This is a genomic window from Streptomyces sp. P6-2-1 (assembly GCF_050613165.1).
Classification (GTDB): domain Bacteria; phylum Actinomycetota; class Actinomycetes; order Streptomycetales; family Streptomycetaceae; genus Streptomyces.
Window position 1 is genome coordinate 2,515,208 of the sequence record NZ_CP192513.1, and the last position, 25,400, is coordinate 2,540,607.

A 25,400-nucleotide genomic window follows, 5' to 3' on the forward strand; every position below is an offset into this window, starting at 1 on the left:
CGGGACGAGGACGAAGGCCCCGCGGCGCTCGCTCAGCCGATCGGGCGCGGGGCCTGGTCCGGGCGGAGCGGCTGGCTCGGGACCGCGCCCGCGCCGAAGGAGAAGGTGCGCAGGCGGCGCCACACGCCGTCGTGGCCCTGCTCGTAGAGGCTGAAGCCCGTGCAGTCCCAGGCCGCCGCGTAATCGGCCAGCTCGGTCTGCGCGCGGTCCATCGCCTCCTCGGCGATGCCGTGCGCGACGGTCACGTGCGGGTGGTACGGGAACTGCAGCTCGCGCGCGACGGGCCCGGAGGCGTCCCGTACCTGCTTCTGGAGCCACGCGCACGCGTCCGCGCCCTCGACGAGCCGCACGTAGACGACGGGCGAGACCGGGCGGAAGGTGCCCGTGCCTTCGAGGCGCAGCGGGAAGGACCTGCCGCTCGCCGCGACCTCGGCGAGGTGCCGCTCCACCGCGGGCAGCGCCTCGGCGGGCGCCTCGGTGGGCGGGAGCAGCGTGATGTGGGTGGGGATACCGTGCGCGGCCGGGTCCCCGAAATCCGCGCGCAGTCGCTGGAGGCGGCTGCCATGAGGCTCCGGGACCGCGATCGAAACGCCGAGCGTGACCGAGCCCACGTCCACTCCCATCTCCTCGTGTCAGTCTCCCCGGGCGGTCCCGCCGCGTGCACGGTGTGTCCGCTGTGCGCGGTCTGTACGGTCCCGGTCCGGTACGGCAAGTGTCGCGCCCGCACCCGGCAGGGCCAAGGCCCCCGGTGTGTGCCTGGTGTCACGCGCCGCCCGTGCGCCGCACGCGCTCCGCGCGTGAGCCCGCACGCCGTGCTCCCCCGGCGCTCGCGTGCGCGTCCCCCGCGCACGCCGCCGGGCCCCCGTACCGCAGGCCGCCCCGGCCCCGTACCGCGACGGGGACCGGGGGGCGACATGCCGTCCGGGTCCGAAAAGTTCCCGAAAGCGCAGTTCAGCGCGCCGGGCGCAGGAAGCCGACCTTGTCGTAGGCGTCGGCGAGCGTCGGCGCCGCCGTCTCGCGGGCCTTCTCGGCACCCGAGGCGAGGATCTTGTCGAGCGTGGCCGGGTCGTCGAGGTATTCCCGCGTGCGGTCGCGGAAGGGCGTGACGAAGTCCACGACGACGTCGGCGAGGTCGGTCTTGAGCGCGCCGTACAGCTTGCCCTCGTACTTCTCCTCCAGGGCCTGCACCGTGAGCCCGGTGAGGTTGGCGTAGATGCCGAGGAGGTTGCTGACGCCGGGCTTGTTCTCGCGGTCGAAGCGGATCTCGCTGCCGGTGTCGGTCACGGCGCTCTTGATCTTCTTCGCGGTCGCCTTGGGCTCGTCCATGAGGTTGACGAGTCCCTTGGGCGAGGCGGCCGACTTGCTCATCTTCGCGGTCGGTTCCTGGAGGTCGTAGATCTTCGCGGTCTCCTTGAGGATGTACGCCTCGGGGACGACGAAGGTCTCGCCGTAACGCCCGTTGAAGCGCTCGGCGAGGTCGCGGGTCAGCTCGACGTGCTGGCGCTGGTCCTCGCCGACGGGGACCTGGTGGGCCTGGTAGAGGAGGATGTCGGCGACCTGGAGCACGGGGTAGGTGAAGAGCCCGACCGTCGTGCCCTCGGCGCCCTGCTTGGCCGCCTTGTCCTTGAACTGCGTCATGCGGGACGCCTCGCCGAAGCCCGTGAGGCAGTTCATGACCCAGGCCAGCTCGGCGTGCTCGGGGACGTGGCTCTGCGCGAAGAGCACACTGCGCTCGGGGTCGACCCCGGCGGCGAGGAGCTGCGCCGCCGAGAGCCGCGTGTTGGCACGCAGCGCCTCGGGGTCCTGCGCGACCGTGATCGCGTGCAGGTCGGCGAGCATGTAGTACGTGTCGTGCGACTCCTGGAGGGCCACCCACTGGCGGACCGCGCCCAGGTAGTTGCCGAGGTGGAACGAGCCCGCGCTGGGCTGGATTCCGGAGAGCACACGAGAACGTTCAGAGGCCATGCGGCCCATTGTCTCAGGTACCGCACGGGGAACGGGAGCAGGTTGGGGGGAGCGGGCGCGGGCCGCCGCCCCGGCCGCCGGTAACGTCCCCGCCCATGAACGATGAGAACGTCCCCGTGCGCGACGCGCACGTCTACGTGGGCAAGGCGGGCAAGGACGCGGCGCTCGACCGCGGCTGGCTCCTCGGCCATTTCAAGCCGGAGGGCGATCCCCGGCACAGCGAGGCCGTGGAGATCAAGTGGGGCGTGCACCCGGCGGGCGACACGCGGGCGCAGTGGGTGCGGGGCGAGGTGCGCGAAGCGCTGCTCGTCCTCATCAGCGGCCGGTTCAGGGTCGAACTCCCGGGCCGCAGCGTGCTGCTGGAGGAGCAGGGCGACTACGTGGTGTGGGGCAGGGGCGTGGACCACTCCTGGGTCGCCGAGGAGGAGTCGGTGGTCATGACGGTGCGGTGGCCGTCGGTGCCGGGATACCGGGTCGACGGGGAGCAACCGCGAGTGCGCCCCTCCGGCGCCTGAGGAGCGGGGCCCGGGGCGGGGCCCCGCGAGGGGACTAAGTCCCGGGCGGCTCCGCGACGATAAGGAGGGAAGACCCGTATCGCCGGACGGACGGAGCCGCACCACATGGCCACGCAGACCGCGCAGCAGATCGCCGCCGCCGAGGAACACGGCGCGCACAACTACCACCCCCTCCCCGTCGTCGTCTCCTCCGCCGAGGGCGCGTGGATGACGGACATCGAGGGCGTCCGCTACCTCGACATGCTCGCCGGTTACTCGGCGCTCAACTTCGGCCACGGCAACACCCGCCTCATCGACGCGGCGAAGGCACAGCTCGACCGGGTGACGCTCACGAGCCGCGCCTTCCACCACGACCGCTTCGGCGAGTTCTGCACGCGGCTCGCCGCGCTGTGCGGCAAGGAGGCCGTGCTGCCGATGAACACGGGCGCCGAGGCGGTCGAGACAGCGGTGAAGACGGCGCGCAAGTGGGGGTACGAGGTCAAGGGCGTCCCCGAGGGCACGGCGAAGATCGTCGTGGCGCGGAACAACTTCCACGGCCGCACCACGACGGTCGTGAGCTTCTCCAGCGACCACGAGGCCCGCCACCACTTCGGCCCGTACACGCCCGGCTTCGACCTCGTCCCCTACGGGGACCTCACCGCGCTGCGCGAGGCGATCACGGACAACACGGTCGCCGTGCTCATCGAGCCGATCCAGGGCGAGGCGGGCGTCCTCGTGCCGCCGGAGGGCTACCTCCCCGCGGTGCGGGAGCTGACGCGCGAGCGCGGGGTGCTGTTCCTGGCGGACGAGATCCAGTCGGGCCTGGGCCGCACGGGCCGTACCTTCGCGTGCGAGCACGAGGGCGTGGTCCCCGACGTGTACATCCTCGGCAAGGCGCTCGGCGGCGGGGTCGTGCCCGTCTCGGCGGTCGTCGCGGACTGGGACGTGCTCGGCGTGTTCGGGCCGGGCGAGCACGGCTCGACGTTCGGCGGGAACCCCCTGGCCTGCGCGGTCGCGATCGAGGTGATCGCGCTCCTGGAGAGCGGCGAGTTCCAGGCGCGCGCCGCGCGGCTCGGGGAGCGGATGCACGCGCGCCTCGCTGAACTCCTCGCGGACGGCGGTGCGGTCAGGGAGGTGCGCGGGCGCGGCCTGTGGGCGGGCGTGGACGTCGACCCGGCCTTCGGCACGGGCAGGGAGCTGTCCGAGAGGCTCATGGAACGGCGGGTCCTCGTGAAGGACACGCACGGCTCGACGATCCGCCTCGCGCCGCCGCTCGTGATCAGCGAGGAGGACCTGGACTGGGGCCTGGACCAGCTCGCCGCCGTGGTCGGCTGAGGACCGGCGCGGCGGTACGGGGCGGTACGGGTACGGGTACGGGGCGGTACGGGTACGGGGCGGTACGGGTACGGGGCGTACGCGGCGGTACGCGGCGCCTCGTCCCCGTACCGCCGATGAGTTCCGCGCGCTCCCCGGGTCCACCCCTCAGGAACCCCTTACGGAGGACACTCATGACGACTCCCCCCGCTCAGCCGCCCCTCGTGGACATGGCGACCTGGCAGGAGGCCAGGGACGCGCTGCTCGTGCGCGAGAAGGCGTACACGCGCGAGGGCGACGCGCTCGCCGCCGCGCGGCGGCGGCTGCCGATGGCCGAGGTCGACGGGAAGGCGGAAGTGGCCGGCGCCGAGGGGCCCGTGCCCTTCGTCGACCTCTTCGGCGACAGGAACGAACTCCTCACCTACCAGCACATGTGGCACGACGGGGCACCGCACCAGGGACAGTGCGAGGGGTGCACCATCGCGGCCTGGCAGCTGCGGTCCGCCGTGCCCTATCTGCACGCGCGCGGCGTCTCGTTCGCCTTCACGACCTCCGGCGCCTGGGACGAGGTCGCCCCGTACGTGGACTTCATGGGCTACGAGGAGCCGTGGTACTCGCTGCACGACACGGGCGTGCCGCTCGGCGGTGGCATGGGGAACCTGTCGGCGTTCCTGCGCGACGGGGACCGCGTGTTCCTCACGTACACGACGACGGGGCGCGGGAACGAGGCGTTCAGCGGCTCGTTCGCACTGCTCGACCGGACGCCGTACGGGCGCGGCGAGGCGTGGGAGGAGAACCCGGAGGGCCGGCCCGAGGGCCGCGAGCCGTGCTGGTACTGGCGCACGGACGCGGAAGGGAACGCGGGCTTCACCGGGGCGAGCCGCCCCGTACCGCAGTGGACGCGTCCCGGGGCGGCGCCCGTGACGGCGACGGGGCGCCACGGGCACTGCCACTGACGGAGGTCAGAGGATCACGTGCGGCAGGAAGCGCGCGTACTCGTCGGTGACGAGGCCCGATGACTCGCGGATGCCGAGTCCCGCGGCCTCGTCCTCGACGACCCACGCGCCGAGCACGACCTTGTTGCCCCCGAAGTCGGGGAGCGGGGCGAGGGCCTGGTAGCAGAGCGGGTCCTCGCCCCGGACACGGGTACGGGGCGGCTCGCCCGGCTCGTGGAGCGTGACGCCCGCGCCCTCGCGGCCGAAGAGCGGCTTCGCCGCGTACCCGCTCGTCGTGGCGAGTTCGCGCGGCCCGTCGAGGTGGGCGGGGAGCAGGTTCGGGTGGCCGGGGAAGAGTTCCCAGAGGATCGCGAGGAGCGCCTTGTTGGACAGGAGCATCTTCCACGCGGGCTCGATCCACAGCGTGGAGCCCGTGCCGCCGCCGTTGTCCAGCGTCTCCTGGACGTGCGGCCCGAAGCGGTCCCGCGCGAGCCATTCCCAGGGGTAGAGCTTGAAGCAGCTGCGTACGAACCGGAGTCCGAGGTCCACGAAGCGGCGCGAGAGCGGGTCCCAGCCGATGTCCTCGACGGCGATGGCCTCGGTGTCGAGCCCGGCCTGCGCGGCGGTCTCGCGCAGGTAGGCGACGGTCATGAGGTCTTCGCCGAGGACGTCCGAGACCGAGTGCGCGAAGTGCACGGGCCCGGGCGGCAGGAGCCTCGCCTGCCTGCGCCAGGCGTCGACGAGGCGTTCGTGGAGCGAGTTCCACTGGTCGGCCCCGGGGAAGCGCTCCTCCATCCAGAACCACTGCGCGCTCGCCGCCTCGACGAGCGAGGTCGGCGTGTCCGCGTTGTACTCCAGGAGCTTGGCGGGCCCTTCGCCGTCGTAGCGGAGGTCGAAGCGGCCGTAGAGGGAGGGGAGTTCGGCGCGGCGGCGCCAGGACTCGGCGATCAGCTCCGTCTGGCGCGGGTCGGTGAGGCCGAGGTCGGCGAAGCGGTCGTGGGCGACGATGTGCTCGGCGGCGGCCAGGCACAGCTCGTGCAGTTCCTCGACCGTCTCCTCCAGGGCCTCGATCTCGGGGAGCGTGAAGACGTAGTAGGCGCTCTCGTCCCAGTACGGGCGGAACTCGCCGTCGGGGTACCGGGTCAGCGGGTAGATCAGGCCCTGTTCCTCGACGGTCTCCTGCCAGTTCGGGCGGGGCTCGATGGTGCGGCGTTCCATGATGCGTACGTGTCCGCTCCGCTGCTCGTCCGGTCCCGCTCAGCCCCCGTACCCGCCGCCGTTGTTGTCGTCGTCGCAGCCGAGGCCGCCGCGCTGGATCGCGCTGTCCCGCGAGAAGGTGCCGTAGTCGGCGCGGCCCTCGCGGGTCTGCGCGCCGTAGTACCAGGCGGGCCTGACGGCCGTGGCGCCCCTCTCGCCCGCCTTGCCCTTCGCGCCCGAACCACCGCTCGTCGTACGGCAGTTCTTGTCGGCCAGGACCTTGTAGCCGTCGATGGTGTAGCTGTCGCGGTCGACGCAGCGGCGGTCGGGGTCCGAGCCGCAGGCCGAGAGGGCGACGGCGAGCAGCCCCATGCCGCCGAGCACGACGGTGCTGGAGCGCAGGCGGCGCGGGCGCAGGGCCTCCGCGGGCGCGGGTGTGCTGTCGGCAGTGCTCATGGTGTTTCCCCCGTGTGTTCCGTCGCGTACGCGCGCCTTCCCCGCACCCGTACGCGTGTCCCCCGAAATCACCGCACAGCCTAGGAGCGGCGGCGGCTTCGCACCACCGTCCCGGCGCATCGGTTCTCGGCGGGGTGTAACGCGGGGCGGGGGGTGGGGCGTCCAGGGAGTGCACAGGCAGAGACGGGGAGGAACGGGGCCGATGAGAGTGCGCGCACGCCGTGAGGCGGAGGCCGAGGAGTTCCTGCGGGCGGTGAGCCCGCGCCTCTTCCGCACGGCGCTGCTGCTCTGCGGCGACCACCACCTGGCCGAGGACCTGGTGCAGACCGCGCTCGGCAAGATCTACGTCTCCTGGGCGCGGGTCAGCCGCGCGGACCACCCGGAGGCGTACGCGCGGGCCGTCCTGACCCGTACGTACCTCTCCCACATGCGGCTGCGCAGGACCCGCGAACGGCCGGTCGCCGAGCTGCCCGAGCGGGCGGCGCCTGCGGAGGAGCCTGCGCTGCGCCTCGCGCTCGCCGATGCCCTCGCGCGGCTCACGCCGCAGGAACGGGCGGTCGTGGTCCTGCGGTACTGGGAGGACAGGGACGTCGGCGAGACGGCGAAGGTGCTGCGGATCAGCGCGGGCAACGTCCGGGTCCGCAGCCTGCGGGCACTGGCGAAGCTGCGGACGGCCCTCGCGGACGAGCGCGAGGTGCTCGGTGAGCGGTGAACAGCCTTACGGAGGAGGAGAGTTGAACGAACAGGAGTACGGGGCGCGGATCGGCGGCCTTCTGGAGCGGTACGCGGCCGATGCGCCCGTACCCGCGACGGAGCCACTCGTGGCCGGGGGCCTGGCGCGGGGACGCCGGTCGAGGGCGCGACGGCGGACGCTGCTCGCGACGGGGGGCCTGGCGGTGGTCGCCGCGGTGACGGCGGGGACGGTGCTGACGGGGGGCGGTGGGGGCGGTGGCGCGGCGGGCGGCTCGCTCGCGCGAGCGGGTACGGCCGCGCTGCCGCGCTTCGCGCCGGTCGCCTCGGTGCGCGAGGCGGCGGCGCCGAGCGGGGACGAGGTCGTGGCGCGGCTGCGCAAACTGCTGCCGGACGGGGGGCGTACCGGGGGCTGGGAGCAGGACAAGGACGCGGGGGGCCGCTTGCTCGTGGGGGGCGGTGAGGTCACGGTGAACCTCCAGCGGGACTTCGCGTACAGCGACGTGCGCGCGCGGACGAAGGACGTGGAGCGGGAGCTGGCCAGGAAGGCGCGCGAGCCCGGACCGGCGGACAAGGGGTGGGGGCCGCGGCTGAGCAAGGAGGAGGCGCGGGCCCGGGCGCGGAAGACGGAAGCGGCGAAGAAGCTCGTGGCCCCGGACAAGGCCGCCCTGACCCGCCTCTACTCCTGCGCCAGGCTCCGCACCCGCGCCGAGGGCGTCACCTCCTGCGCGGCGGAGAACCTCAAGGACGGCACCCTCCTCCTGCGCTACGAGACCCGCAGGGGCGCCCTGGTGGTCCGCACCGCCGACGCGCTGCGCCCCGACGCGAGCCGCGTCGTGGTCACAGCGGCCAACGCGAGGGACACGGAGCACGGCCCGGCGACCCTGTCCGCGCCACCGCTGAGCCTGGACCGGGTCGCGGAGATCGCGGGGGACACGGGCTGGCGCGGGTGAGGGGCTGAGGAGCGGCGGTACGGGGCCGGACGGACGGGGAGCGGCCGGACGGACGGGGAGGGGCCGGACGGACGGGGAGCGGCCGGCCCCGCCCCGGCCCCGCCGCCCCGGCACCGCACCGCGCTCACCGCAGGACGCCCGCCCGCCGCGCCGACACGAGCCACTGCGGGAACTCCTCCAGCAGGGCGCCGTACAGCACGTCGTCCGGTATCCCCCGCGGGTCGGCGCCCGCGGGGAAGAACCCCGCGTTGTCGACGATCCGCTTTCCCGGCACGGCGAGGTCGTCGAGCTTGCGGAGGAAGTCGAAACGGTCCGGGCCGAAGCCGACGAACTGCCAGAACAGGGGCAGCTTCGCCGCGCGGCACAGGGTCTGTTCGGCGGCCCGCTTCGAGTCCGGGCCCCCGTCGGTCTGGAAGATCACGAAGGCCGGGTCGCTGGTTCCTGTGCCGAGGTAGTGGTCGATGACCTCGTTCATCGCGTCGGCGTAGTTCGTCGTGCCCATCCGCCCGTACGAGGCGTGCAGCCTGCCGATGCGCCCCGCGTAGTCGGTGAGGCGGATCTCCGTGGCGGGGCGGGCCTCGGTGTCGAAGAAGACGACGGGGACGATGCCGTCGTCGTCGAGGTTCGCGGAGAGCGCGAGGGTCTGCTCGGCGAGGTGCTGCATACTGCCGTCTCGGTAGTAGCGGGACATGCTGCGGGAGCGGTCGAGGACGAGGTAGACCGCGGCACGCTGCCCGCTGAGGCCGTGCTTGCCGAGGCTGACGGCGGCGCTCTTGGTGAGGGAGACGAGCGGGGCGGGGATCTTGTCGAGGCTGAGGGGCATGGTGATCGGTTCTCCACTTCGAGCGCGTCAAGGGTGGTGGGCACGCGGGGAGTTCCCCCCCACCCTCGGGAAGGCGAAAGGCTACGCCCCGGGTCCCCGTCACGGCAGCACTCTGAACAGTGCCTCCAGGGCCGAGGGCCAGCCGTGCTCCGGTGGGGTCGCGTAGCCGACGACCAGGCCGTCGGCCGGGGGCAGGACGGCGTCGGGGTGGCGGAACTGGCCGAGGCCCGTGAGAGCGAGGCGTTCCCAGGTGGCGGCGCGCAGGACGACGGGCTCGCTGCCGGGCGGGAGGCGCAGGACCGCGTGGAGCCCGGCCGCGATCCCGGTGACGCGTACCTCGGGGGCGCGGGCGGTCACCGCGGCGACGAGCGCGTCCCTGCGGCGCCGGTAGCGCAGCCTCATGGCCCGTACGTGCCGGTCGTACGCGCCGGAGCGCAGGAAGGCCGCGAAGGTCAGCTGGTCCATGACCCCGGGCCCCCACGTCGTGCCGCCCCAGCCCCCGCCGGGCGCGAGGGGCCCGGTCGCGAGCGCGGCGGGCAGCACCGCCCAGCCGAGCCGCAGCCCGGTCGCGAGGGACTTGCTCGTCGTGCCGAGGTGCACGACCCGCTCGGGGTCGAGCCCCTGCAAGGCCCCCACGGGCTGCCGGTCGTAACGGAACTCGCCGTCGTAGTCGTCCTCCAGGATCAGCCCGTCGTGCGCCCGCGCCCAGTCCACGAGCGCGGCCCTGCGCGCGGGCAGCAGCGCGCCCCCGGTGGGGAACTGGTGGCTCGGCGTGAGGAGGACGGCGTGGGTGCCGGGGGGCGGTACGGGGACGGTGCCGTCGCCGTCGAAGGGGAGCACGACGACCCGCATCCCGGCCTCGCGCAGGATCTCCCTGTGCACCCACAGGCCGTACGACTCGACGGCGACGGTACGGACCCCGCGCTCGCGCAGCCGCAGGAGCAGCTGCCGCAGGCCCTGCGTGAATCCGGCCGTGACGAGAATCCGGTCCGGCGCGGCACGTACGCCGCGAGCGCGCGGCAGGTACTCGGCGAGCGCGGTCCGCAGCTCCTCGCGGCCCGTGCCCGGCCAGCCGAACGCGCTCGCGGGGGCCTGCTCGACGGCCTGGCGGGCGGCCTTGAGCCACGCGGCGCGCGGGAAGGCCGTGAGGTCGGGGCTGCCGGAGCGCAGGTCGTGCAGGGGGCGCTCGACGGCACGCGGCGGGCGGGACACCTTCTCGGGTACGGGCGAGGTACGGGCCGCCACGCGGGTGCCGGAGCCCTGCCGGGCGGTGAGCCAGCCCTCGGCGGTCAGCTCGGCGTAGGCGTCGGCGACGGTGTTGCGCGCGAGGCCGAGATCGGCCGCGAGCTGGCGCGAGGAGGGCAGCCGGGTCCCCGGCGCGAGGCGCCCGCTCCGTACGGCCTCGCGGAGCGCGTCCATGAGCCGGGCCCGCACGGTGCCGCGCGGGGCGCCCGGGCCGGTGTCCAGGTGCAGATCGAGGCCGGTATTGGCCCACTCGTTCGCCACGGGAATGGACCATACTCCTGGGCCGCCGGGCTCCTACCGTGGGACGCATGACGAACAACGAGAACACCGCGGCGACCACCCGGCTCCCCGAGCACACCCCCCGCCTGAACTTCGCGAAGCTCGCGCCCGAGTTCTACCGCGCGATGATCCGCCTGGACACCGCCTCGCGCGGCGACCTGGAGGCCCCGCTCACCGAGCTGGTCCGCATCCGCGCCTCGCAGCTCAACCACTGCGCGTACTGCCTCGACATGCACACGAAGGACGCGCTCGCCGCGGGCGAGTCGGTCGAACGGATCGTGCAGCTGAGCGCGTGGGAGGAGTCGCGGCACTACTACACGGCCCGCGAGATCGCCGCGATCGAGCTGACCGAGGCGATCACCGTCCTCACCGACGGCTTCGTGCCCGACGAGGTCTGGGAGAAGGCGGCGGCGGTCTTCGAGGAACGCGAACTCGCCCAGCTGGTCGGCGCGATCACGGTCATCAACGCCTGGAACCGCCTGAGCGTGACCTCCCGCAACGTCCCCGGCCACTACACCCCGGGCGACCACGCGGGCTGAACCTCACGGAGAGGGGGCGGCCCCGGGCGGGGCTCGGGCGCGGACCGGGGTTCGGGCCTGGGCGGGTCCTCCGGCCGGGCGGGAGGACCCGGGCTCGCCCCCGGGAAGCGCGGACCCTTGCCAGGAAGCCCGGCCCGCGTCCCGGGGGCTGTGCGCGCCGGTCGGCGTGGTTCGCAGGGTGGGTGGAGCCTCTCGCGGCGAGTGGCGTGGCGGTCTTCGGGACGGCGCCCGGAGCCGCCCTCACCCACCCCCTCCCGCGCGGGAACGCGCTGCGCGCCGGGTCGGTGGCCCGCGAGGAGCGCCTGCGGCAGGAGCGCGTCACCGCGTTCAGTTCCTTCGCGGGCGCGCTCGCCGGCCACCGCAGGGGCAGCTCGGCCACTGGTTCGCGCGCCGGCACGAGGAGCCGGACGGCGGGCCGCGCCGGGAGGCCCCCGGCTGCGCGCGGTAGCCCTGGAGGCCGTGTTCCGTGCCGGACTCCTCACCGGAGCGGAGGAGTTGGCGGCGGCGGGACGGCGGGCGAGGAAGGAGGCGGACCTCCTGGACCGGGCCCGCGCCCGCGAGGAGCCGGAAGGGCCCCCGCGCCCGCTCGCGGGGGGCCGGTCTCCGCGTACGTCGCGACCGCGCGCGCCTGGGTGCCGGGTGCCGGGTAGCGCTCAGTCGTCCTCGCCCGGCGGGGTGAAGTGGGCGAGGGCTGTCTCCAGGACCTCGCGCTGGCTGGTCTCCGTGGTGTCGGGGGCGGCGGCGAGAACGGCGTAGCGCTTGCCGTCGGTGGCGGTGAAGGCGCGCTCGATGCCGAGCCTGGTGCCGCCGACCTTGTCGCTCTCGTAGGAGTAGACGAGTTCGGCCGCATCACCCTTCGGGTTCTCCGGGCCGCTCCTGGTGGGCCCGAGCGTGATCTGTTCGTACTGCTCGGTGCGGCGGCCCAGGTCCTCCGACGCCTGGGCGACCGCGTCCTCGGGGCTGAGTCCGTGGTCGGTGATCTCGAAGAGCTGAAGGAGGCTCAGTTCATCGGGCGAGGTGTAGAAGACGCTGCCGTCCTTCTCGCTGCGCTCCCAGTCCTCGGGCACGGCGAGACCGTACCCGGCGGGGTCATCGGTGGCGACGAAGCCTTCGGGGAGCGCGGAGGGGTCGTCGGACGGCGTCTCCTCGGAGGTCTCCTCGGCCGAGGGCTCCTCGGCCGAGGGGTCGGGGGCGGAGAGGTCGCCCTCCTCGCCCGGGGTCGGGTCGGGCGCCGCGGAGACCCCGGCGGGCTTGTGGGCCTCGGCGGGTCCCTCGTCGCCGGTGTCGAGGAGGACCCAGGTCAGCGCGACCGCTCCGGCCGCGACCACGACGGCGGCGGCGAGCAGGAGCGCGCGCTTGTTCCGCGGGCGGCCGGAGGGCTGCTGCGGCGGCGGCCCGGGGTCCCAGGTGACCGGCGGGAGCACGGTGCCGTACGGGTCGGGAGCGGCCGTTTCCGCGGGCGCGACCACGTACGGGGCCGCGTCCGGGACCGGCGGCGGGGAGACGGTGGTGGACCCGCCGTGCTCCCAGCGCTGCGCGAACGCGTTCCAGCGCGGCATGCCGGACGTCATCTCAGCCCCCCAGGAGCGCGACGAGCGACTCGACGACCGCGGCCCCCGACGCGAGCGCGCCGACGAGCGGCCCCGCGACGTCGACGGCGTCGCGCAAGCGCCCGAGCCTGCCCCGCGAGGCGGCACCCCCTGCGGTGATCTCGCCCTCGACGGCGGCGAGTTCGGTGTCGAGGGCGGCGTTCTCCGGGGTCCGGGTGAAGCGTGCGAGGTCCGCGCGCAGGGCGGTGACCGCGGCGAGGAGCGCGGCCTGCGTCTCGTCGGCGGGCGCGGTCTCGCCCCGTACGTACGAGACCTCGTTCCCGTCCCCGATCGCGAAGGCGCTGCCCTCGACCGAGCCGATGTGGACGCCCGGCCTGTCCCGGCCCTGGTCCGCTGTCCCTGTCATTTCTTCCCGCCCCCCTTGCCACCCGGCGTGTGGCTGATCTTGTTGTCGTTGCCGATGCCGATGGCGCTGTCCTTGGCGGAGTCGATGTAGACCCCGCCGTTCGCGACGTGGATGATCTTCTGGTCGAACTCGTCCGTGGCCCAGCCGGCTTCGCGCAGCGCCGTCCGCACGCCACCGGCGACGCGGTCCTGGATCGTCTTGAGGTAGCGGTCGAGGTCCATTTCCTGGAAGAGCGAGAGGTCCTCGTCGGTGCCGAGTTCCCGTACCGCCGCCGACGGCCCCTCGGCCGGGGCGCCCGCGTATCCGGCGAAGGCACGGCGCAGTTCGCCCCACAGCCAGCCGCCGAGCGTCCGCACCGAGTCCCCGAAGGACGAGGGCGTGTGCACGAGCGCCCAGGCGATGTGGCCGGGCCAGGACAGGGCGCGGTGGCGGCGCGCCTCGCGCTCGGCGAGCCGGTAGCCGCGCCGCACGGGCGTGAGGACGTGCGGCGCGAACTCGGCCATGAGCATGCCGCCCTGCGTGTGGACCCGCACGAAGACGGTCACGACGAGTTCCTCGTCCCAGCCGCCGACGCGGATGCGCAGGAAGTGGCGGCGCGCTTCGCCGCCCTCTTCGAGCGCGGCGGCGCGGTGTGCCGCGAAGGCGTCCGGCGCGTACGGCGCCCCGTTGCGCCACTCCAGTCCGTCGGCGGGCAGGAACACGCACTCGTCGAGGCGCAGTTCGCGCAGCCGGTCGATGACGGCGGCGGCCGCCGCGGGGTCCTTGCGCGGCGAGGGCACGCGCAGCGCCTCCACGAGCGGGACGATGCGGCGCAGGATCTCGCCGTTGTCGAGCGGTACGGGGGCCGCCTCGCCGCGCGGGCGCAGCTCGATGGCGAGCGACCACGTGTGGAAGGGGGTGCCGAAGCCGCGGAAGGGCCAGTCCTCCTCGTACATGACGAGTGGCTGGTGCTGCTCGGCGCGCAGCCGCGTGCGCAGGTGCGAGAGGCGCGGGCCCGCAGTGGTCTCGGCGGGGTCGCTCTGCGCGTGCGGGAAGCGGCTGGGCGAGAGTTCCTCGCTGACGACTCGCGCGAACTGGCCGCGCCGCAGGGCGACACAGGCGACGATGCCGGCGAGCACGAGGAGGGTGAGGAAGGCGGCCAGGCGCGCGAAGCCGAGCGGGTCGGAGAGGCCGGGGCCGAAGCCCGAGCCTCCGGAGAAGGTGCCGCCGCCGAGGAAGAGCGCGGCCAGGACGACGGCGAAGAAGAGGTACACGAGGTAGAGGCGCGAGAGCCAGCGCACGTAGAAGGCGACGGCCCTGCGCACGAGCCCCACCCCGGTGTCCGCGGAGCCACTGCCCCTGATCCAGCGGGCCACGACGAGACCGACGCTGCCGAGGAGTGCCAGGGCCAGCAGCCCGCCGCTCACGATGAGCCCGAGCAGCCACAGGCCGACGATGCCGCCCGCCCACCCGACCTCGTGGTTGCGGGCCCGGACCGCGTGCGAGAGGACGCGGCCGGCGTCGATGCCGACGGAGGGCGCGGGAAAGCGCTCCTCGTGCACGTACAGCTCGTCGAGAACCGCCTCGCGAAAGGCGCGGTCGTGGTGCACGCCGACGCAGAGGAGCCGGGTCGCCTCGCTGACGGCGGGCGGGACGGGGGCGCGGGGGGCCAGGGCTTCCTGCGGCGGGGGGCCCGACTGCGGGGGGAAGGGCGGGGGCGCCGACGGGGGTGACGACGCGGTCGCCGGCGCCCGCGGCGCTGTCGCGGGGCCCGTCGGCTGGGGCATCGGTTCGGGCTGCGGGGGTGGCTGCTCGGTCACCTCGGGCCTTCCGGTACGGGCGCGACAGGCGCGGGCACAGGGGTGCGCCCGGACACGGGGCGCGAAGGAGGCAACACTGTACGACACCCGCCCCCGTCGGGCGCAGGAAAAAACGGGCCCGAACCCACCTGCTGATCCAGGGGAGTTCGGGCCCGCCTACGAGAGCGGCCGCGAGCGGCTCGCACAGGTCCCGCCGAGGGGGACCGAGCGTCTCAGATGAGGCCGAGCGCGCGGACCGCGTCGCGCTCCTCGCCCAGCTCCTTGACCGAGGCGTCGATGCGGGCGCGGGAGAAGTCGTTGATCTCCAGGCCCTGGACGATGGAGTACGTGCCGTCCTTGACCGTGACGGGGAAGGAGGAGATGAGGCCCTCGGGGACGCCGTAGGAGCCGTCCGAGGGGATGCCCATCGAGGCCCAGTCGCCCTCGGCGGTGCCGTTGACCCACGTGTGGACGTGGTCGATGGCGGCGTTGGCGGCCGAGGCTGCGGAGGAGGCGCCGCGCGCCTCGATGATGGCGGCGCCGCGCTTGGCGACGGTCGGGATGAAGTCCTCGGCCAGCCACTTCTCGTCGTTGACGACCTCGGCGGCGTTCTTGCCGTTGATCTCCGCGTGGAAGATGTCGGGGTACTGCGTCGCGGAGTGGTTGCCCCAGATGGTCAGGCGCTTGATGGCGTCGACCGTGACCCCGGCCTTCTTCGCGAGCTGCGTGAGCGCGCGGTTGTGGTCGAGGCGGGTCATCGCGGTGAAGCGCTCGGCCGGTACGTCAGGGGCGGCGGCCTGGGCGATGAGGGCGTTGGTGTTCGCCGGGTTGCCCACGACGAGGACCTTGATGTCGTCGGCGGCGTGGTCGTTGATCGCCTTGCCCTGCGGCTTGAAGATGCCGCCGTTGGCCTCCAGGAGGTCACCGCGCTCCATGCCCTTGGTGCGGGGGCGGGCGCCGACGAGGAGGGCGACGTTGGCGCCGTCGAAGGCGACGTTCGGGTCATCGCTGATCTCGATGCCCTTGAGCAGCGGGAACGCGCTGTCGTCCAGCTCCATCGCGGTGCCCTCGGCGGCCTTGAGGGCCGGGGTGATCTCCAGGAGTCGCAGGTTCACCGGCACGTCCGGGCCCAGGAGCTGGCCGGAGGCGATGCGGAAGAGCAGCGCGTAGCCGATCTGGCCGGCCGCGCCGGTGACGGTGACATTCACGGGGGTGCGGGTCATGACGATCTCCATCAGACGACTGGCGGTGGGGTTCCCTGCCCCAGGGGGTGGATCTGGGCCCCGACGCCGGATGATCGATCTCTTGGCGTCAAGAGAGATCCGCCGCTCAGGCTATCGCGCCGGTGGAGGGCGGGACCGCAGGGCGGGTGTGGCGGGGCCCACAGGGGGCGTGGGCGGCGGCGGGCGGGTACGGCGAAGGCCGCCGAGCGCTGGGCTGCGGCGGCCTTCGCAGGGAGGGGGACTCCCGTGGGGGGTATGACCGCGTGTTCCCGGGGAGGGGCGGGGTATGCGTGCGGGGGTGAGAAAAGTTTTCCGGGCGGCGGGCAGGAGGCCGCCGACAGCCGCCTGCCCGCCGGGCGGCGCCGGGCGGCGCGGGCGAACCCTGGCCGTAGCGGGCGGAGTCGGGCGGTGCCACACGGAGCCGGGCGGAGTCGGGCGGTCGCCCTGCCGCCGAGGCCGCCCCGCCGGGCGGTCGCCCCTCCGCCCGGGGCTCACCCCTCCCCCGCTCCCTGCGTGCACCCCTTCGCCCCCGCGCCGACCTCCGCGCAGGCGCGGACGGAACCGGGCTTCGACACCGCGAGCATCCCCGTGTAGGCGTCGCCCGAGTCCCGCACCGTGACCCGCTGCGTACGGCCGCCCGCGCGGGCCGTCACCGTGTCCCCCGGGCCCGCCTGCGTGATCCGCGCCCACGCGGCCCCGCACACCTCGCTGTACCGCACCTCCACGAGCCGTGTGCCGACCGCGGCACGGTCCGTCGTGCGGGCCAGTTCACCGCTGCACCCCATCGCCTCCGGGTCCCTGCCCGCGCACCCCGCCCCCGAGCACCGCACCCCTTCGGGCAGCTCGGCGGCCCGCACCGACGCCGAACTCCTGGGCGTGGCACGCTGGTTCGTATCGTTGTCGTCGAGCAGGCGCGGGACGAAGACGATCGCGCCGAGCACGACGAGCGCGCCCGTCACCCCGGCGAGGAACATCGTCGCGCGCCGCCGTCCGCGCGGCACGGGAGCGCCCGCGGGCTCCCCCGGCGGGCGGTCCCCCGGCGGCGCGCCCCCCTCTCGCGCGGGGCCGCGCTCCCGTATCGGCGGCCTCGGCTCCTGGCGCTCCCGGCCCGGCCCCCGCGGCGGGTACGTGGCCGTCGCGGTGCGCGCCGGGGCGGGCTGCTCGTCGAGCGCCGCGCGCGCCTGCGAGATGCGCACGGCCTCCATCGTCAGGTCGTGGCGCGACTCGGCGCGGCTCCACGCCCGTTCGGCCAGCTCCCACATCGTCGTCAGGTGCTGCGGATGAGCCCCCGTCACCTCCGCGAGCGCGATGACGGCGCCCTTCGGCGCGAGCAGCCTGCCGCCGAGATAACGTTCCCAGGATGTCTTGCTGTAGCCCGTACGGTCCGCGAGCGCCGCGACACTGAGCCCGGCGCGGTCCACGAGCCGGCGCAACTGCCCGGTGAACTCGCGGATCTGCGGATCGAGCCCTTCGGGCAGCGCCTTCCAACGCGGCATCGTCTCCCCCTCTTTCCCCCTGTGCCTGCTCTCCCCCGGCCCGCAGGGCGGTCCCACCCCTCCGGACCGGCCCTGCCGGGCCCCGTCCTGGCCTACCCACCAGAACGCCCCCGCCAAGAGCGACAGTTCCACCGAAGAGGGGGCGCACGGGAGCATTCGGAACCGAAGGACGCACCGTCGCACGCCGGGCACCGACACGTCCAGTCAATCAGGCAGGAACAGGACGCGAAGGGCGAAGGGGGAAGAATTTGCAGGACAGGCCGGTGAACGCAATATTCCGGGCATCATTCGCACACAAGTGATCCCAGGAGCCACGCCGTTCCCACGAGGGCGCGTCAGTCGACGGTGAAGTGCAGGATCTCGTCGAGGAAGGGGATCACGAGCCACGGCTTCGGCTGCACCATGAGCGCGAGGAAGAAGACGACCAGCCCGAGGATGCCGTACGTGAGCATGTCCGTGAAGCGCGACCGCACCGCGAGCATCCCCACCGACCTCACGGTCCAGCGCAGCACCGCGCCCAGCATCAGCGCGAGCCCCACGAGCAGCGTGCCGACGCGGAAGAAGCCCAGTCCTGTGACGAGCAGACCGAGGCCCGTCGTCCCGAGGACACTGAGGATCGGCCACTGACGTGCGGGCGCGGGGGCGTCGGCGGGGGCGGCGCGCCCGCCGCCCTCGGGCCGCGCGGTGTCCCGCGTGATGCCGCTGACCTCGCGCGTCGCCCGCATCGGCTGCCCGTCGGGCCCGGGGGCGCTGACCACCTCGGTCACCACGGGGGTCTCCTCGTCGCCCGCCGCCTCGCCCGTCGCCTCCGGCACCTCGGGCACGGTCACGGCCGTCGCGCCGTGCGCCTCCCGCACGGGCGCCCGCTCGGGTTCCGGCCGCGCGGGCTCGCCGTGCTCGGCGCGGTCCGTGGCGGACGCGGGGGTGCGGCTCTCGTTCGGCTCTCCGGCCACGGGTGGTGCCTTTCGTCGGCGGGGCGGCGATCAGGATTCGGCGGGACGGCGTTCAAGGACGTACGGGGGGCGTTCAAGGACGTACAGGGGGCGTTCAGCAGTGCGCGAGGACGGCACGGTACGGCGGCCCGCCCGGCCCGTACGGTTACGAGCCCGCCCGGCCGTACGGTACGAGCCCGCCCGTACCGTACGAGAGCCCGGCGGGCCGTACGAGCCGGGCCGGACGGCCCGTGCGATCCGGGCCGGGCGTGCGCGCCGGACGGGCCGTTCCGGCCTCTCGCGTGCGCGAGCGAGGCTGCTCAGACGGCCGCGCGCTCGGCCGCCTCGACGACGTTGACGAGCAACTGGGCGCGGGTCATGGGGCCGACGCCGCCCGGGTTGGGCGAGAGCCAGCCCGCGACCTCGGCGACGCCGGGGTGCACGTCCCCGACGATCTTGCCGTTCTCGTCGCGCGAGACGCCGACGTCGAGCACGGCCGCGCCCGGCTTGACGTCCTCGGGCTTGATGAGGTGCGGGACCCCGGCGGCCGCCACGACGATGTCGGCGCGGCGCAGGTGAGCGGCGAGGTCGCGGGTGCCGGTGTGGCACTGCGTGACGGTGGCGTTCTCGGAGCGGCGCGTGAGCAGCAGCGGCATCGGGCGGCCGATCGTGACGCCGCGGCCCACGACGACGACCTCGGCTCCGTTGATCTCGACGCCGTGCTGCCGCAGGAGGCGGACGATGCCGTACGGGGTGCAGGGCAGCGGGGCGGGCTCGTTGAGGACGAGGCGGCCGAGGTTCATGGGGTGGAGGCCGTCGGCGTCCTTGTCCGGGTCCATGAGTTCGAGCACGCGGTTCTCGTCGATGCCCCTGGGCAGCGGGAGCTGGACGATGTAACCGGTGCAGGCGGGGTCGGCGTTGAGTTCGCGGACGACGTCCTCGATCTCCTCCTGCGTGGCGCTCGCGGGCAGTTCGCGCTGGATCGAGGCGATGCCGACCTGGGCGCAGTCGCGGTGCTTGCCCGCCACGTACTTCTGGCTCCCCGGGTCGTCGCCGACGAGGAGCGTGCCGAGCCCCGGCACGATGCCGCGTTCGCGCAGCACCGCGACCCGCTCCTTCAGCTCGGACTTGATCTGTGCCGCGGTGGCCTTGCCGTCGAGAATCTGCGCGCTCATACCGCACATCTTCGCCGATGCGGGGGGCGGGGAACGAATCCGGGTACCGGTACGGGCGGCGGGGGCCGCGACGGCGCCGCCCACCGCGCGGACCAGGGCATCCTCGCGCGTCTCACTTGAGCAACGCCCTTCGTCAACACCTGGACACCGTCCGTCCCCCGCACGAAGGATGGACACCCTACGCGCGGACGGTGCAGGGGGAACACGACGCGCTCAGTTCCTCCTCGCCGGGAACGCGCCGTCCCCGAGCGTCACCATCACGGAGGAACACCCATGAGCAACGGCGAGCCGAACAACCCCTACGGGCCGCCGCCCGGCGGCCCGCAGCCGGGCTACGGCTACCCCGGAGGGGGCGGGCCCGGTCACGGTCCCCAGCCGGGCCAGCCCGGTTACGGGTACCCGCAGGGCCAGGCGTACGGCTACCCGCAGGCGCCGCCCGTCCAGCCCTACGGCTACGGGGGCGGCCCCGGCTACGGGGGTCAACCGCCGTACGCGCACTGGGGGCTCCGCGTCGGCGGCACCCTCATCGACGGGCTGATCTTCCTCGTGCCGTACGCCATCATGCTGGTCGGCGTCACGCAGGACCTTCCCGTGCTCGCGATCATAGGTTTCCTTGTCTTCGCCGGGATAGGCATCTGGCAGCTCATCCGCGAGGGCAGGACCGGGCAGACGGTCGGCAAGAGCGCCGTCGGCATCCGCCTCGTCTCGGAGACCACGGGACAGCCCCTCGGCGTCGGCATGGCCTTCGTGCGCAGGATCGCGCACTTCATCGACGGCGTCGCCTGCTACATCGGCTGGCTGTGGCCGCTGTGGGACGCCAAGAAGCAGACCTTCGCCGACAAGATCTGCTCCACGCTCGTGATCCGCAGCAACTGACCGCGCCCGGCGGTTCCGTGGGCGGAATCCCCCGTACGGGTAGCGGGGGATTCCCTCCTTGACGCACGCGTCACCCGCGGTCACTCAAAATTGGACAAAGGGCACCGCTCGCGCGAACCATGACGTCCCCGACGTCAGCGAGGAGACCCCGCCTTGAGTCCCCACCAGCCGGGCGGCGGCGGCCCGGCATCCACGCCGCCCGACCTGCCCACGGTGCCCGGGGTACCGGCGTACATGCGCGAGGCGGGGGTGCCGCGGCGGCCCTCGCAGCCGCCCCCGGCGATCCCCGGCCCCTCCCCCGCGCCGGGAGGGGCCGTGCCACCGGCGTTCGGCGGCCCGGGACCGTACGCGGGAGCCGCCCCCGCCCCGGGAGGCGCCGCGTACGGGGTCTACTCGCCGTACCCGAACGCCCGGCACCCGGGACCCATGCCCAGCGGCGTACGCGCCGCCCAGGTCCTGCTCTTCGCGCTCGGCGGCTCGCAGGCGCTCGTCGCACTGCACACGCTCGCTCTGGCGCTGTGGCTGAGCACGGGTTCCTCCTCCGCCTCCGACGACCTGGGGGATCTCCTGCTGTTCCTCGGAGGGGTCTCCGCCCTGGCCGCCCTGCCGTTCGCAGGATTCGCGTGCTGGGGGCTCGTGACCGCCGCGCGCTGGGGCAGGGGCGGCCCGGGGACCCGGCTGTCGGCGCTCCTGTACACGACGGGCGTGGCCGCGCTCAGCGTCTCCCTGTCCTCGGCGCTCCTGTGGATGTACGGCACGGGCCTGTGCCTCGCCCTCGCCGCCTTCGTCCTCACGGTGGGCCGCGAGGCGGCGGCCTGGTTCGACGGCCGCCCGTACTGAGGACCGCCCGTACCGAGGGACCGCCCGTACCGAGGGGCCGCCCGCACTGAGGGGCCGCCCGTACTGTGGCCGCCTGCGGCCGCCGCGCGGAGCCGCGTACTCGCGGCGGGCCACCGCAACGGCGAAGGCCCCCGCCGACACGCGCACGCGCGCCGGTGGGGGCCTTCCAGCACGTCCCCGCTCAGGGGAACGGGCTCAGTGGAAGAAGTGCCGCGTCCCCGTGAAGTACATCGTCACGCCCGCCTTCTTCGCGGCCTCGACGACGAGTTCGTCCCGTACCGAACCGCCCGGCTGCACGACCGCGCGGACCCCGGCGGCCGTGAGGACCTCCAGGCCGTCGGGGAAGGGGAAGAAGGCGTCGGACGCGGCGAAGGAACCGGCCGCGCGTTCCTCGCCCGCGCGCTCGACGGCGAGCTTGGCGGAGTCGACGCGGTTGACCTGGCCCATGCCGACGCCGACCGAGGCGCCGTCCTTGGCGAGCAGGATGGCGTTGGACTTGACGGCCCGGCACGCCTTCCACGCGAACTCCAGCTCGCGCAGACCCGCCGCGTCGAGCGCCTCGCCCGTCGCGAGCGTCCAGTTGGCCGGGTCGTCGCCCTCGGCCTGGAGCCGGTCGGTGACCTGGACGAGCGCGCCGCCGTCGATCTGCTTCGTCTCGGTGCGCGAGGCGGGGGCGCCGGGCGCGACGAGGATGCGGATGTTCTTCTTCTTGGCGAGGAGTTCGACCGCGCCGTCCTCGTACGCGGGGGCGACGATGACCTCGGTGAAGATCTCGGCGACCTGCGCGGCCATCTCCTTCGAGACGGGCCGGTTGACGGCGATGACGCCGCCGAAGGCCGAGAGCGGGTCGCACGCGTGCGCCTTGCGGTGCGCTTCGGCGACGTCCGCGCCGATCGCGATACCGCAGGGGTTCGCGTGCTTGATGATCGCGACGCACGGCTCGCTGTGGTCGTACGCGGCACGGCGCGCGGCGTCCGTGTCCGTGTAGTTGTTGTACGACATCTCCTTGCCGTGCAGCTGCTCGGCCTGCGCGAGCCCGCCCGTGCCGTCGACGTACAGCGCGGCGCCCTGGTGCGGGTTCTCGCCGTAGCGCAGCACGTGGGAGCGGGTGTACGTGGCGCCGGTGAAGTCGGGGAAGCCGCTGTCGTCGGCGGCCGCGTAGTCGTCGGCGAACCAAGAGGCGACGGCGACGTCGTAGGCGGCGGTGTGCTGGAACGCCTCGGCGGCCAGGCGCTTGCGGGTGCGCAGGTCGAAGCCGCCCTCGCGCGCGGCGGCGAGCACGTCCCCGTACCGCGCGGGGCTCGTCACGATGGCGACGGAGGGGTGGTTCTTGGCGGCGGCGCGGACCATCGAAGGGCCGCCGATGTCGATCTGCTCGACGCACTCGTCCGGGGTCGCGCCGGAGGCGACGGTCTCGCGGAAGGGGTAGAGGTTGACGACGACGACGTCGAAGGGCTCGATGCCCAGCTCGTCGAGCTGCGCGCGGTGCGTGTCGAGCCGCAGGTCGGCGAGGATGCCCGCGTGGACCTTGGGGTGGAGGGTCTTGACACGGCCGTCGAGGCACTCGGGGAAGCCGGTCAGCTCCTCCACCTTGGTCACGGGAACGCCCGCGGCGGCGATCCTCCCCGCGGTGGAGCCGGTCGAGACGAGCTGGACGCCCGCCTCGTGGAGGCCGCGCGCGAGGTCTTCGAGCCCGGTCTTGTCGTAGACGCTGATGAGCGCGCGGCGCAGCGGTCGGCGGCCCTCGGTGTCGGTGGGGGTGGTCGTGGACTCGGAGGTCGTCACGGAACCAGTACCTTTCGTCCCTCGATGCGGTAGCCGTGGCGGGCCAGGCGCCCCACGACATCGACGAGCAGCGCGCGCTCGACGTCCTTGATACGTGCGTGGAGGGCGGCCTCGCCCTCCGGTGAGTCGTCCTCGCGGATCTCGACCACGCCCTGGGCGATGATCGGCCCGGTGTCGACGCCGTCGTCGACGAAGTGGACGGTGCAGCCCGTGACCTTCGCGCCGTAGGCGAGGGCGTCCCTGACGCCGTGGGCGCCGGGGAAGCTGGGCAGCAGAGCGGGGTGGGTGTTGACGAAGCGCCCGCCGAAACGGTCCAGGAACTCCTTGCCGACGATCTTCATGAACCCGGCCGAGACCACGAGGTCCGGGGCGTACGCGGCGGTCGCCTCGGCGAGCGCGAGGTCCCAGGCGGCGCGGTCGGGGTGGTCCTTGACGCGGCACACGAAGGTGGGAATCCCCGCGGCGCGGGCCCGCTCCAGGCCCGCGATGCCCTCGCGGTCCGCGCCGACGGCGACGACGCGCGCCCCGTAGCGCTCCTGGCCCTGCTCCTCGATGGTGTCGAGGAGCGCCTGGAGGTTGCTGCCGGTGCCGGAGACGAGGACGACGAGGCGCTTGACGCCGGGTGCGTCGTCGAGCGGTGCGCGGTCGGGAGGTGGTGCGGAGGCCACGAGCGGCCCTTTCTGGAAGGGGGCGGTACGGCGCGGGGGCGCGGGACCGCGGTGTTTCGCGGGGCGGGCGGCAGGCGGCGGGGACCGGGACGTCACCACGGTGTGACGCGACTCACCCCCGGCGGGGCCGTACGCGTCCGCCGCTTTGTGGCATCGCACGAAGGTGGCGCGTCACGCGATACGGGGAACTCTACGAAGCCGCCGACCGTCAGCAACGATACCGGCCCCCGCACGGGCACTCGGACGACCCCGAGGTGTCCCGGGAGGTGGCCCAGCCCGGAAGGGCTTGCGACCGGCAGGTAGCGTCAAGGGTGTCCGCGCGGGTGCCCGCCGCCCGCCCACCGCCGCCTTTCGTCAGTCCAGGCCGCCCGCACCCTCCCGTGACGGCCGCACAGCAAGGGGAAGACGCCTCCTGATGCCGGACCGATCCGCCCGCCCCCGCCTCCGCCCCTTCGCCCCGGCCGGCGCCGCCGCCGGAGCCCCGCTCGGCGTTCTCCCCACGGCCTTCCGCCCCGCCGAGCCCGGCGCGACGGCGCCCGTGTTCGCGCTGCGCGAGGGGGATTCCTCCGGCGAGGGGACCGGCGCGGGCGCCTCCGGCACGAGGCCGGGCACGGACGCCTCCGGCACGGGCTCCAGTACGTCAGGCACGGGCCCCGGTACGGGCACGGACGGGGGCTCCGGTACGGGCACGGACGGGGGCTCCGGTACGGGCGCGACGCCGGGCTCCCGTACGGGTGACCGGGAGCCGGGTGGCGCCGAGGGCGGGCCCGAGGGGCAGGACGAGCGGGACAACCCCTTCGCCCCGCCGCCCGCCGACCGCCCCGACCAGCCGTGGCGCCCCCGCGCCCCCGAGAACGGCGGCACGCGGTGGAGCGGCCGCCAGCCCGAGCCGTGGCGCGGCGGCGGCTGGGGCAACCACCCGGGCACCTCGCCGCAGGGCCAGGACCCACAGGAGCAGGGACCGCAGGGGCAGGGACCGCAGGGCCAGGGACCGTGGGGCCAGGGACCGCAAGGGCCTCAGGGCCAGGGACCTCAGCAGGGTCCCGGCCAGGGCGGCCCGTGGCAGGGCCCCGGACAGGGCCCGGGCAACAGTGACGGCAACGGCGGCCCCGGTGGCGGCCCCTTCCCCCGTATCCCCCGCTGGGACCCGACCGACCCGGTGCAACGGCACGCCCGTTACGCGCTGATGGCCGGGACCTGGGGTCTCGTCGTGGGGCTCTTCCTCGGCTGGACCTACCTCGCCCTGCTCCTCGGCGCCCTCGGCCTCTACTGGGGCATCTCGGCACTGCGCGGCCGGGCCCGCACGCCGCAGGAGTCGGAGGCGGCGCTGCGGGCTGTGGCGAAGGGCAACGACCCGGAGGAGGCGGCCACGAGAGCGCGCGAGGAGGCGGCGAAGCATCCGGCACCCGCCCCGCCCCCCACGCCGTACGGCCGCCCCGTCACGCGTACCCGCCCGCAGGTCCCCTCGGCGGTCACGGGCATCGTGACCTCGGCCCTGAGCCTCGCCGCCGTGGCGAGCGTCTTCCTCTTCCACTTCGTCTACAGCGACTACTTCACGTGCGTCGACGACGCGGCCACCCACACCTCGCGCGACGCCTGCGAGAGCCACCTCCCGAAGGAACTCCGCCCCCTCCTGGCCGAGTAACAGCGGCCGAGAGCCGGGGCGGCGGCGGCCGCCGGGAGCGCCGCCCCGTCCCCGGAGGCTCCGGGCGCTCCGCGCGAGCGCCACGAGAACGGACCACCGCCCCCGCCCCCCTGCCCCAACCGCAGGCCCTGCCCCC

General features: G+C 74.2%; 24 protein-coding genes. 9 read left to right on the plus strand and 15 right to left on the minus strand.

Annotated features, from left to right (window positions below; translation table 11 throughout):
- Positions 1–32: 32 nt before the first annotated feature.
- Complete coding sequence (locus tag ACQYWQ_RS10830) at positions 33–617, minus strand: 2'-5' RNA ligase family protein (protein ID WP_431034097.1); 585 nt, start codon at positions 615–617, stop codon at positions 33–35.
- A gap of 334 nt (positions 618–951) precedes the next feature.
- Positions 952–1,965, minus strand: coding sequence for a tryptophan--tRNA ligase (gene trpS, locus ACQYWQ_RS10835; protein WP_431034099.1), 1,014 nt, complete (start codon positions 1,963–1,965; stop codon positions 952–954).
- Between the two features lie 95 nt (positions 1,966–2,060).
- Here trpS and ACQYWQ_RS10840 point away from each other — a divergent pair, with 95 nt between their 5' ends.
- From ACQYWQ_RS10840 to ACQYWQ_RS10850, 3 genes are all read left to right on the plus strand, one after another.
- The gene (locus ACQYWQ_RS10840; protein ID WP_431034101.1) at positions 2,061–2,480 is read left to right on the plus strand and encodes a signal peptidase I; all 420 of its coding nucleotides are present in this window, start codon (positions 2,061–2,063) and stop codon (positions 2,478–2,480) included.
- 105 nt (positions 2,481–2,585) lie between these two features.
- Complete coding sequence (rocD, locus tag ACQYWQ_RS10845) at positions 2,586–3,794, plus strand: ornithine--oxo-acid transaminase (protein WP_431034102.1); 1,209 nt, start codon at positions 2,586–2,588, stop codon at positions 3,792–3,794.
- A 173-nt stretch (positions 3,795–3,967) separates the two neighbouring features.
- Complete coding sequence (locus ACQYWQ_RS10850) at positions 3,968–4,729, plus strand: DUF899 family protein (protein WP_431034103.1); 762 nt, start codon at positions 3,968–3,970, stop codon at positions 4,727–4,729.
- Positions 4,730–4,735: 6 nt separating this feature from the next.
- Here ACQYWQ_RS10850 and ACQYWQ_RS10855 read toward each other — a convergent pair whose 3' ends face one another.
- Entirely contained in the window at positions 4,736–5,926 is a 1,191-nt protein-coding gene (locus ACQYWQ_RS10855) for a glutathionylspermidine synthase family protein (RefSeq protein WP_431034104.1), read from the minus strand.
- 39 nt (positions 5,927–5,965) lie between these two features.
- On the minus strand, positions 5,966–6,361 hold the full coding sequence (locus tag ACQYWQ_RS10860) for a hypothetical protein (protein ID WP_431034106.1): 396 nt from the start codon (positions 6,359–6,361) through the stop codon (positions 5,966–5,968).
- A gap of 202 nt (positions 6,362–6,563) precedes the next feature.
- Between ACQYWQ_RS10860 and ACQYWQ_RS10865 the strand changes: the two genes are divergently transcribed.
- Positions 6,564–7,073: a SigE family RNA polymerase sigma factor gene (locus ACQYWQ_RS10865; RefSeq protein ID WP_431034108.1), complete on the plus strand. Its 510-nt coding sequence runs from the start codon at positions 6,564–6,566 to the stop codon at positions 7,071–7,073.
- 22 nt (positions 7,074–7,095) lie between these two features.
- Positions 7,096–8,004 carry a hypothetical protein gene (locus ACQYWQ_RS10870; RefSeq protein WP_431034110.1) on the plus strand — a complete coding sequence of 303 codons (909 nt, stop codon included), beginning with the start codon at positions 7,096–7,098 and terminating at the stop codon, positions 8,002–8,004.
- A 124-nt stretch (positions 8,005–8,128) separates the two neighbouring features.
- On the opposite strand, the gene ACQYWQ_RS10875 is transcribed toward ACQYWQ_RS10870, so the two are convergent.
- Both ACQYWQ_RS10875 and ACQYWQ_RS10880 read right to left on the minus strand, forming a co-directional pair.
- Positions 8,129–8,827, minus strand: coding sequence for a VWA domain-containing protein (locus ACQYWQ_RS10875; RefSeq protein WP_431034111.1), 699 nt, complete (start codon positions 8,825–8,827; stop codon positions 8,129–8,131).
- Between the two features lie 99 nt (positions 8,828–8,926).
- Positions 8,927–10,333, minus strand: a complete 1,407-nt coding sequence (locus ACQYWQ_RS10880) for a PLP-dependent aminotransferase family protein (RefSeq protein WP_431034112.1) — start codon at positions 10,331–10,333, stop codon at positions 8,927–8,929.
- A 47-nt stretch (positions 10,334–10,380) separates the two neighbouring features.
- Between ACQYWQ_RS10880 and ACQYWQ_RS10885 the strand changes: the two genes are divergently transcribed.
- On the plus strand, positions 10,381–10,890 hold the full coding sequence (locus ACQYWQ_RS10885) for a carboxymuconolactone decarboxylase family protein (protein ID WP_431034114.1): 510 nt from the start codon (positions 10,381–10,383) through the stop codon (positions 10,888–10,890).
- 653 nt (positions 10,891–11,543) lie between these two features.
- On the opposite strand, the gene ACQYWQ_RS10890 is transcribed toward ACQYWQ_RS10885, so the two are convergent.
- The 7 genes from ACQYWQ_RS10890 to ACQYWQ_RS10920 form a co-directional block, all read right to left on the minus strand.
- Positions 11,544–12,461, minus strand: a complete 918-nt coding sequence (locus tag ACQYWQ_RS10890; protein ID WP_431034115.1) for a hypothetical protein — start codon at positions 12,459–12,461, stop codon at positions 11,544–11,546.
- 1 nt (position 12,462) lies between these two features.
- A complete protein-coding gene (locus tag ACQYWQ_RS10895) occupies positions 12,463–12,846 on the minus strand; it encodes a hypothetical protein (protein WP_431034117.1) in 384 nt (127 codons plus the stop codon).
- Entirely contained in the window at positions 12,843–14,612 is a 1,770-nt protein-coding gene (locus tag ACQYWQ_RS10900; RefSeq protein WP_431039144.1) for a hypothetical protein, read from the minus strand. Before ACQYWQ_RS10900 ends, ACQYWQ_RS10895 begins: the two co-directional genes overlap by 4 nt.
- Before the next feature lie 245 nt (positions 14,613–14,857).
- Positions 14,858–15,847, minus strand: a complete 990-nt coding sequence (locus ACQYWQ_RS10905; protein ID WP_431034118.1) for a malate dehydrogenase — start codon at positions 15,845–15,847, stop codon at positions 14,858–14,860.
- Between the two features lie 491 nt (positions 15,848–16,338).
- The gene (locus tag ACQYWQ_RS10910) at positions 16,339–17,343 is read right to left on the minus strand and encodes a DUF2690 domain-containing protein (RefSeq protein ID WP_431034120.1); all 1,005 of its coding nucleotides are present in this window, start codon (positions 17,341–17,343) and stop codon (positions 16,339–16,341) included.
- Between the two features lie 335 nt (positions 17,344–17,678).
- A complete protein-coding gene (locus tag ACQYWQ_RS10915) occupies positions 17,679–18,296 on the minus strand; it encodes a DUF3017 domain-containing protein (RefSeq protein ID WP_431034121.1) in 618 nt (205 codons plus the stop codon).
- Between the two features lie 299 nt (positions 18,297–18,595).
- Entirely contained in the window at positions 18,596–19,450 is an 855-nt protein-coding gene (locus ACQYWQ_RS10920) for a bifunctional methylenetetrahydrofolate dehydrogenase/methenyltetrahydrofolate cyclohydrolase (RefSeq protein ID WP_431034123.1), read from the minus strand.
- Positions 19,451–19,723: 273 nt separating this feature from the next.
- Here ACQYWQ_RS10920 and ACQYWQ_RS10925 point away from each other — a divergent pair, with 273 nt between their 5' ends.
- Positions 19,724–20,326, plus strand: coding sequence for an RDD family protein (locus ACQYWQ_RS10925; RefSeq protein ID WP_431034124.1), 603 nt, complete (start codon positions 19,724–19,726; stop codon positions 20,324–20,326).
- A gap of 153 nt (positions 20,327–20,479) precedes the next feature.
- The gene (locus tag ACQYWQ_RS10930) at positions 20,480–21,166 is read left to right on the plus strand and encodes a hypothetical protein (RefSeq protein WP_431034125.1); all 687 of its coding nucleotides are present in this window, start codon (positions 20,480–20,482) and stop codon (positions 21,164–21,166) included.
- Positions 21,167–21,361: 195 nt separating this feature from the next.
- Here ACQYWQ_RS10930 and purH read toward each other — a convergent pair whose 3' ends face one another.
- Both purH and purN read right to left on the minus strand, forming a co-directional pair.
- Positions 21,362–22,951, minus strand: a complete 1,590-nt coding sequence (gene purH / locus ACQYWQ_RS10935; protein WP_431034127.1) for a bifunctional phosphoribosylaminoimidazolecarboxamide formyltransferase/IMP cyclohydrolase — start codon at positions 22,949–22,951, stop codon at positions 21,362–21,364.
- The gene (gene purN / locus ACQYWQ_RS10940) at positions 22,948–23,619 is read right to left on the minus strand and encodes a phosphoribosylglycinamide formyltransferase (RefSeq protein ID WP_431034128.1); all 672 of its coding nucleotides are present in this window, start codon (positions 23,617–23,619) and stop codon (positions 22,948–22,950) included. The genes purH and purN overlap by 4 nt, the downstream gene beginning before the upstream one ends.
- A gap of 415 nt (positions 23,620–24,034) precedes the next feature.
- Between purN and ACQYWQ_RS10945 the strand changes: the two genes are divergently transcribed.
- Positions 24,035–25,264 (plus strand): hypothetical protein, encoded by a 1,230-nt coding sequence (locus ACQYWQ_RS10945; RefSeq protein WP_431034129.1) that lies wholly within the window; start codon positions 24,035–24,037, stop codon positions 25,262–25,264.
- The last annotated feature ends 136 nt before the right edge of the window (positions 25,265–25,400 follow it).

Coding starts and splice junctions, on each gene's coding strand:
- ACQYWQ_RS10895 (WP_431034117.1), bottom strand. CDS start 12,846: ATGACAGGGACAGCGGACCAGGGCCGGGACAGGCCGGGCGTCCACATC.
- ACQYWQ_RS10920 (WP_431034123.1), bottom strand. CDS start 19,450: ATGAGCGCGCAGATTCTCGACGGCAAGGCCACCGCGGCACAGATCAAG.
- ACQYWQ_RS10905 (WP_431034118.1), bottom strand. CDS start 15,847: ATGACCCGCACCCCCGTGAATGTCACCGTCACCGGCGCGGCCGGCCAG.
- ACQYWQ_RS10860 (WP_431034106.1), bottom strand. CDS start 6,361: ATGAGCACTGCCGACAGCACACCCGCGCCCGCGGAGGCCCTGCGCCCG.
- ACQYWQ_RS10875 (WP_431034111.1), bottom strand. CDS start 8,827: ATGCCCCTCAGCCTCGACAAGATCCCCGCCCCGCTCGTCTCCCTCACC.
- trpS (WP_431034099.1), bottom strand. CDS start 1,965: ATGGCCTCTGAACGTTCTCGTGTGCTCTCCGGAATCCAGCCCAGCGCG.
- ACQYWQ_RS10865 (WP_431034108.1), top strand. CDS start 6,564: ATGAGAGTGCGCGCACGCCGTGAGGCGGAGGCCGAGGAGTTCCTGCGG.
- rocD (WP_431034102.1), top strand. CDS start 2,586: ATGGCCACGCAGACCGCGCAGCAGATCGCCGCCGCCGAGGAACACGGC.
- ACQYWQ_RS10855 (WP_431034104.1), bottom strand. CDS start 5,926: ATGGAACGCCGCACCATCGAGCCCCGCCCGAACTGGCAGGAGACCGTC.
- ACQYWQ_RS10850 (WP_431034103.1), top strand. CDS start 3,968: ATGACGACTCCCCCCGCTCAGCCGCCCCTCGTGGACATGGCGACCTGG.
- ACQYWQ_RS10910 (WP_431034120.1), bottom strand. CDS start 17,343: ATGCCGCGTTGGAAGGCGCTGCCCGAAGGGCTCGATCCGCAGATCCGC.
- ACQYWQ_RS10890 (WP_431034115.1), bottom strand. CDS start 12,461: ATGACGTCCGGCATGCCGCGCTGGAACGCGTTCGCGCAGCGCTGGGAG.
- ACQYWQ_RS10925 (WP_431034124.1), top strand. CDS start 19,724: ATGAGCAACGGCGAGCCGAACAACCCCTACGGGCCGCCGCCCGGCGGC.
- ACQYWQ_RS10945 (WP_431034129.1), top strand. CDS start 24,035: ATGCCGGACCGATCCGCCCGCCCCCGCCTCCGCCCCTTCGCCCCGGCC.
- ACQYWQ_RS10885 (WP_431034114.1), top strand. CDS start 10,381: ATGACGAACAACGAGAACACCGCGGCGACCACCCGGCTCCCCGAGCAC.
- ACQYWQ_RS10900 (WP_431039144.1), bottom strand. CDS start 14,612: ATGCCCCAGCCGACGGGCCCCGCGACAGCGCCGCGGGCGCCGGCGACC.
- ACQYWQ_RS10840 (WP_431034101.1), top strand. CDS start 2,061: ATGAACGATGAGAACGTCCCCGTGCGCGACGCGCACGTCTACGTGGGC.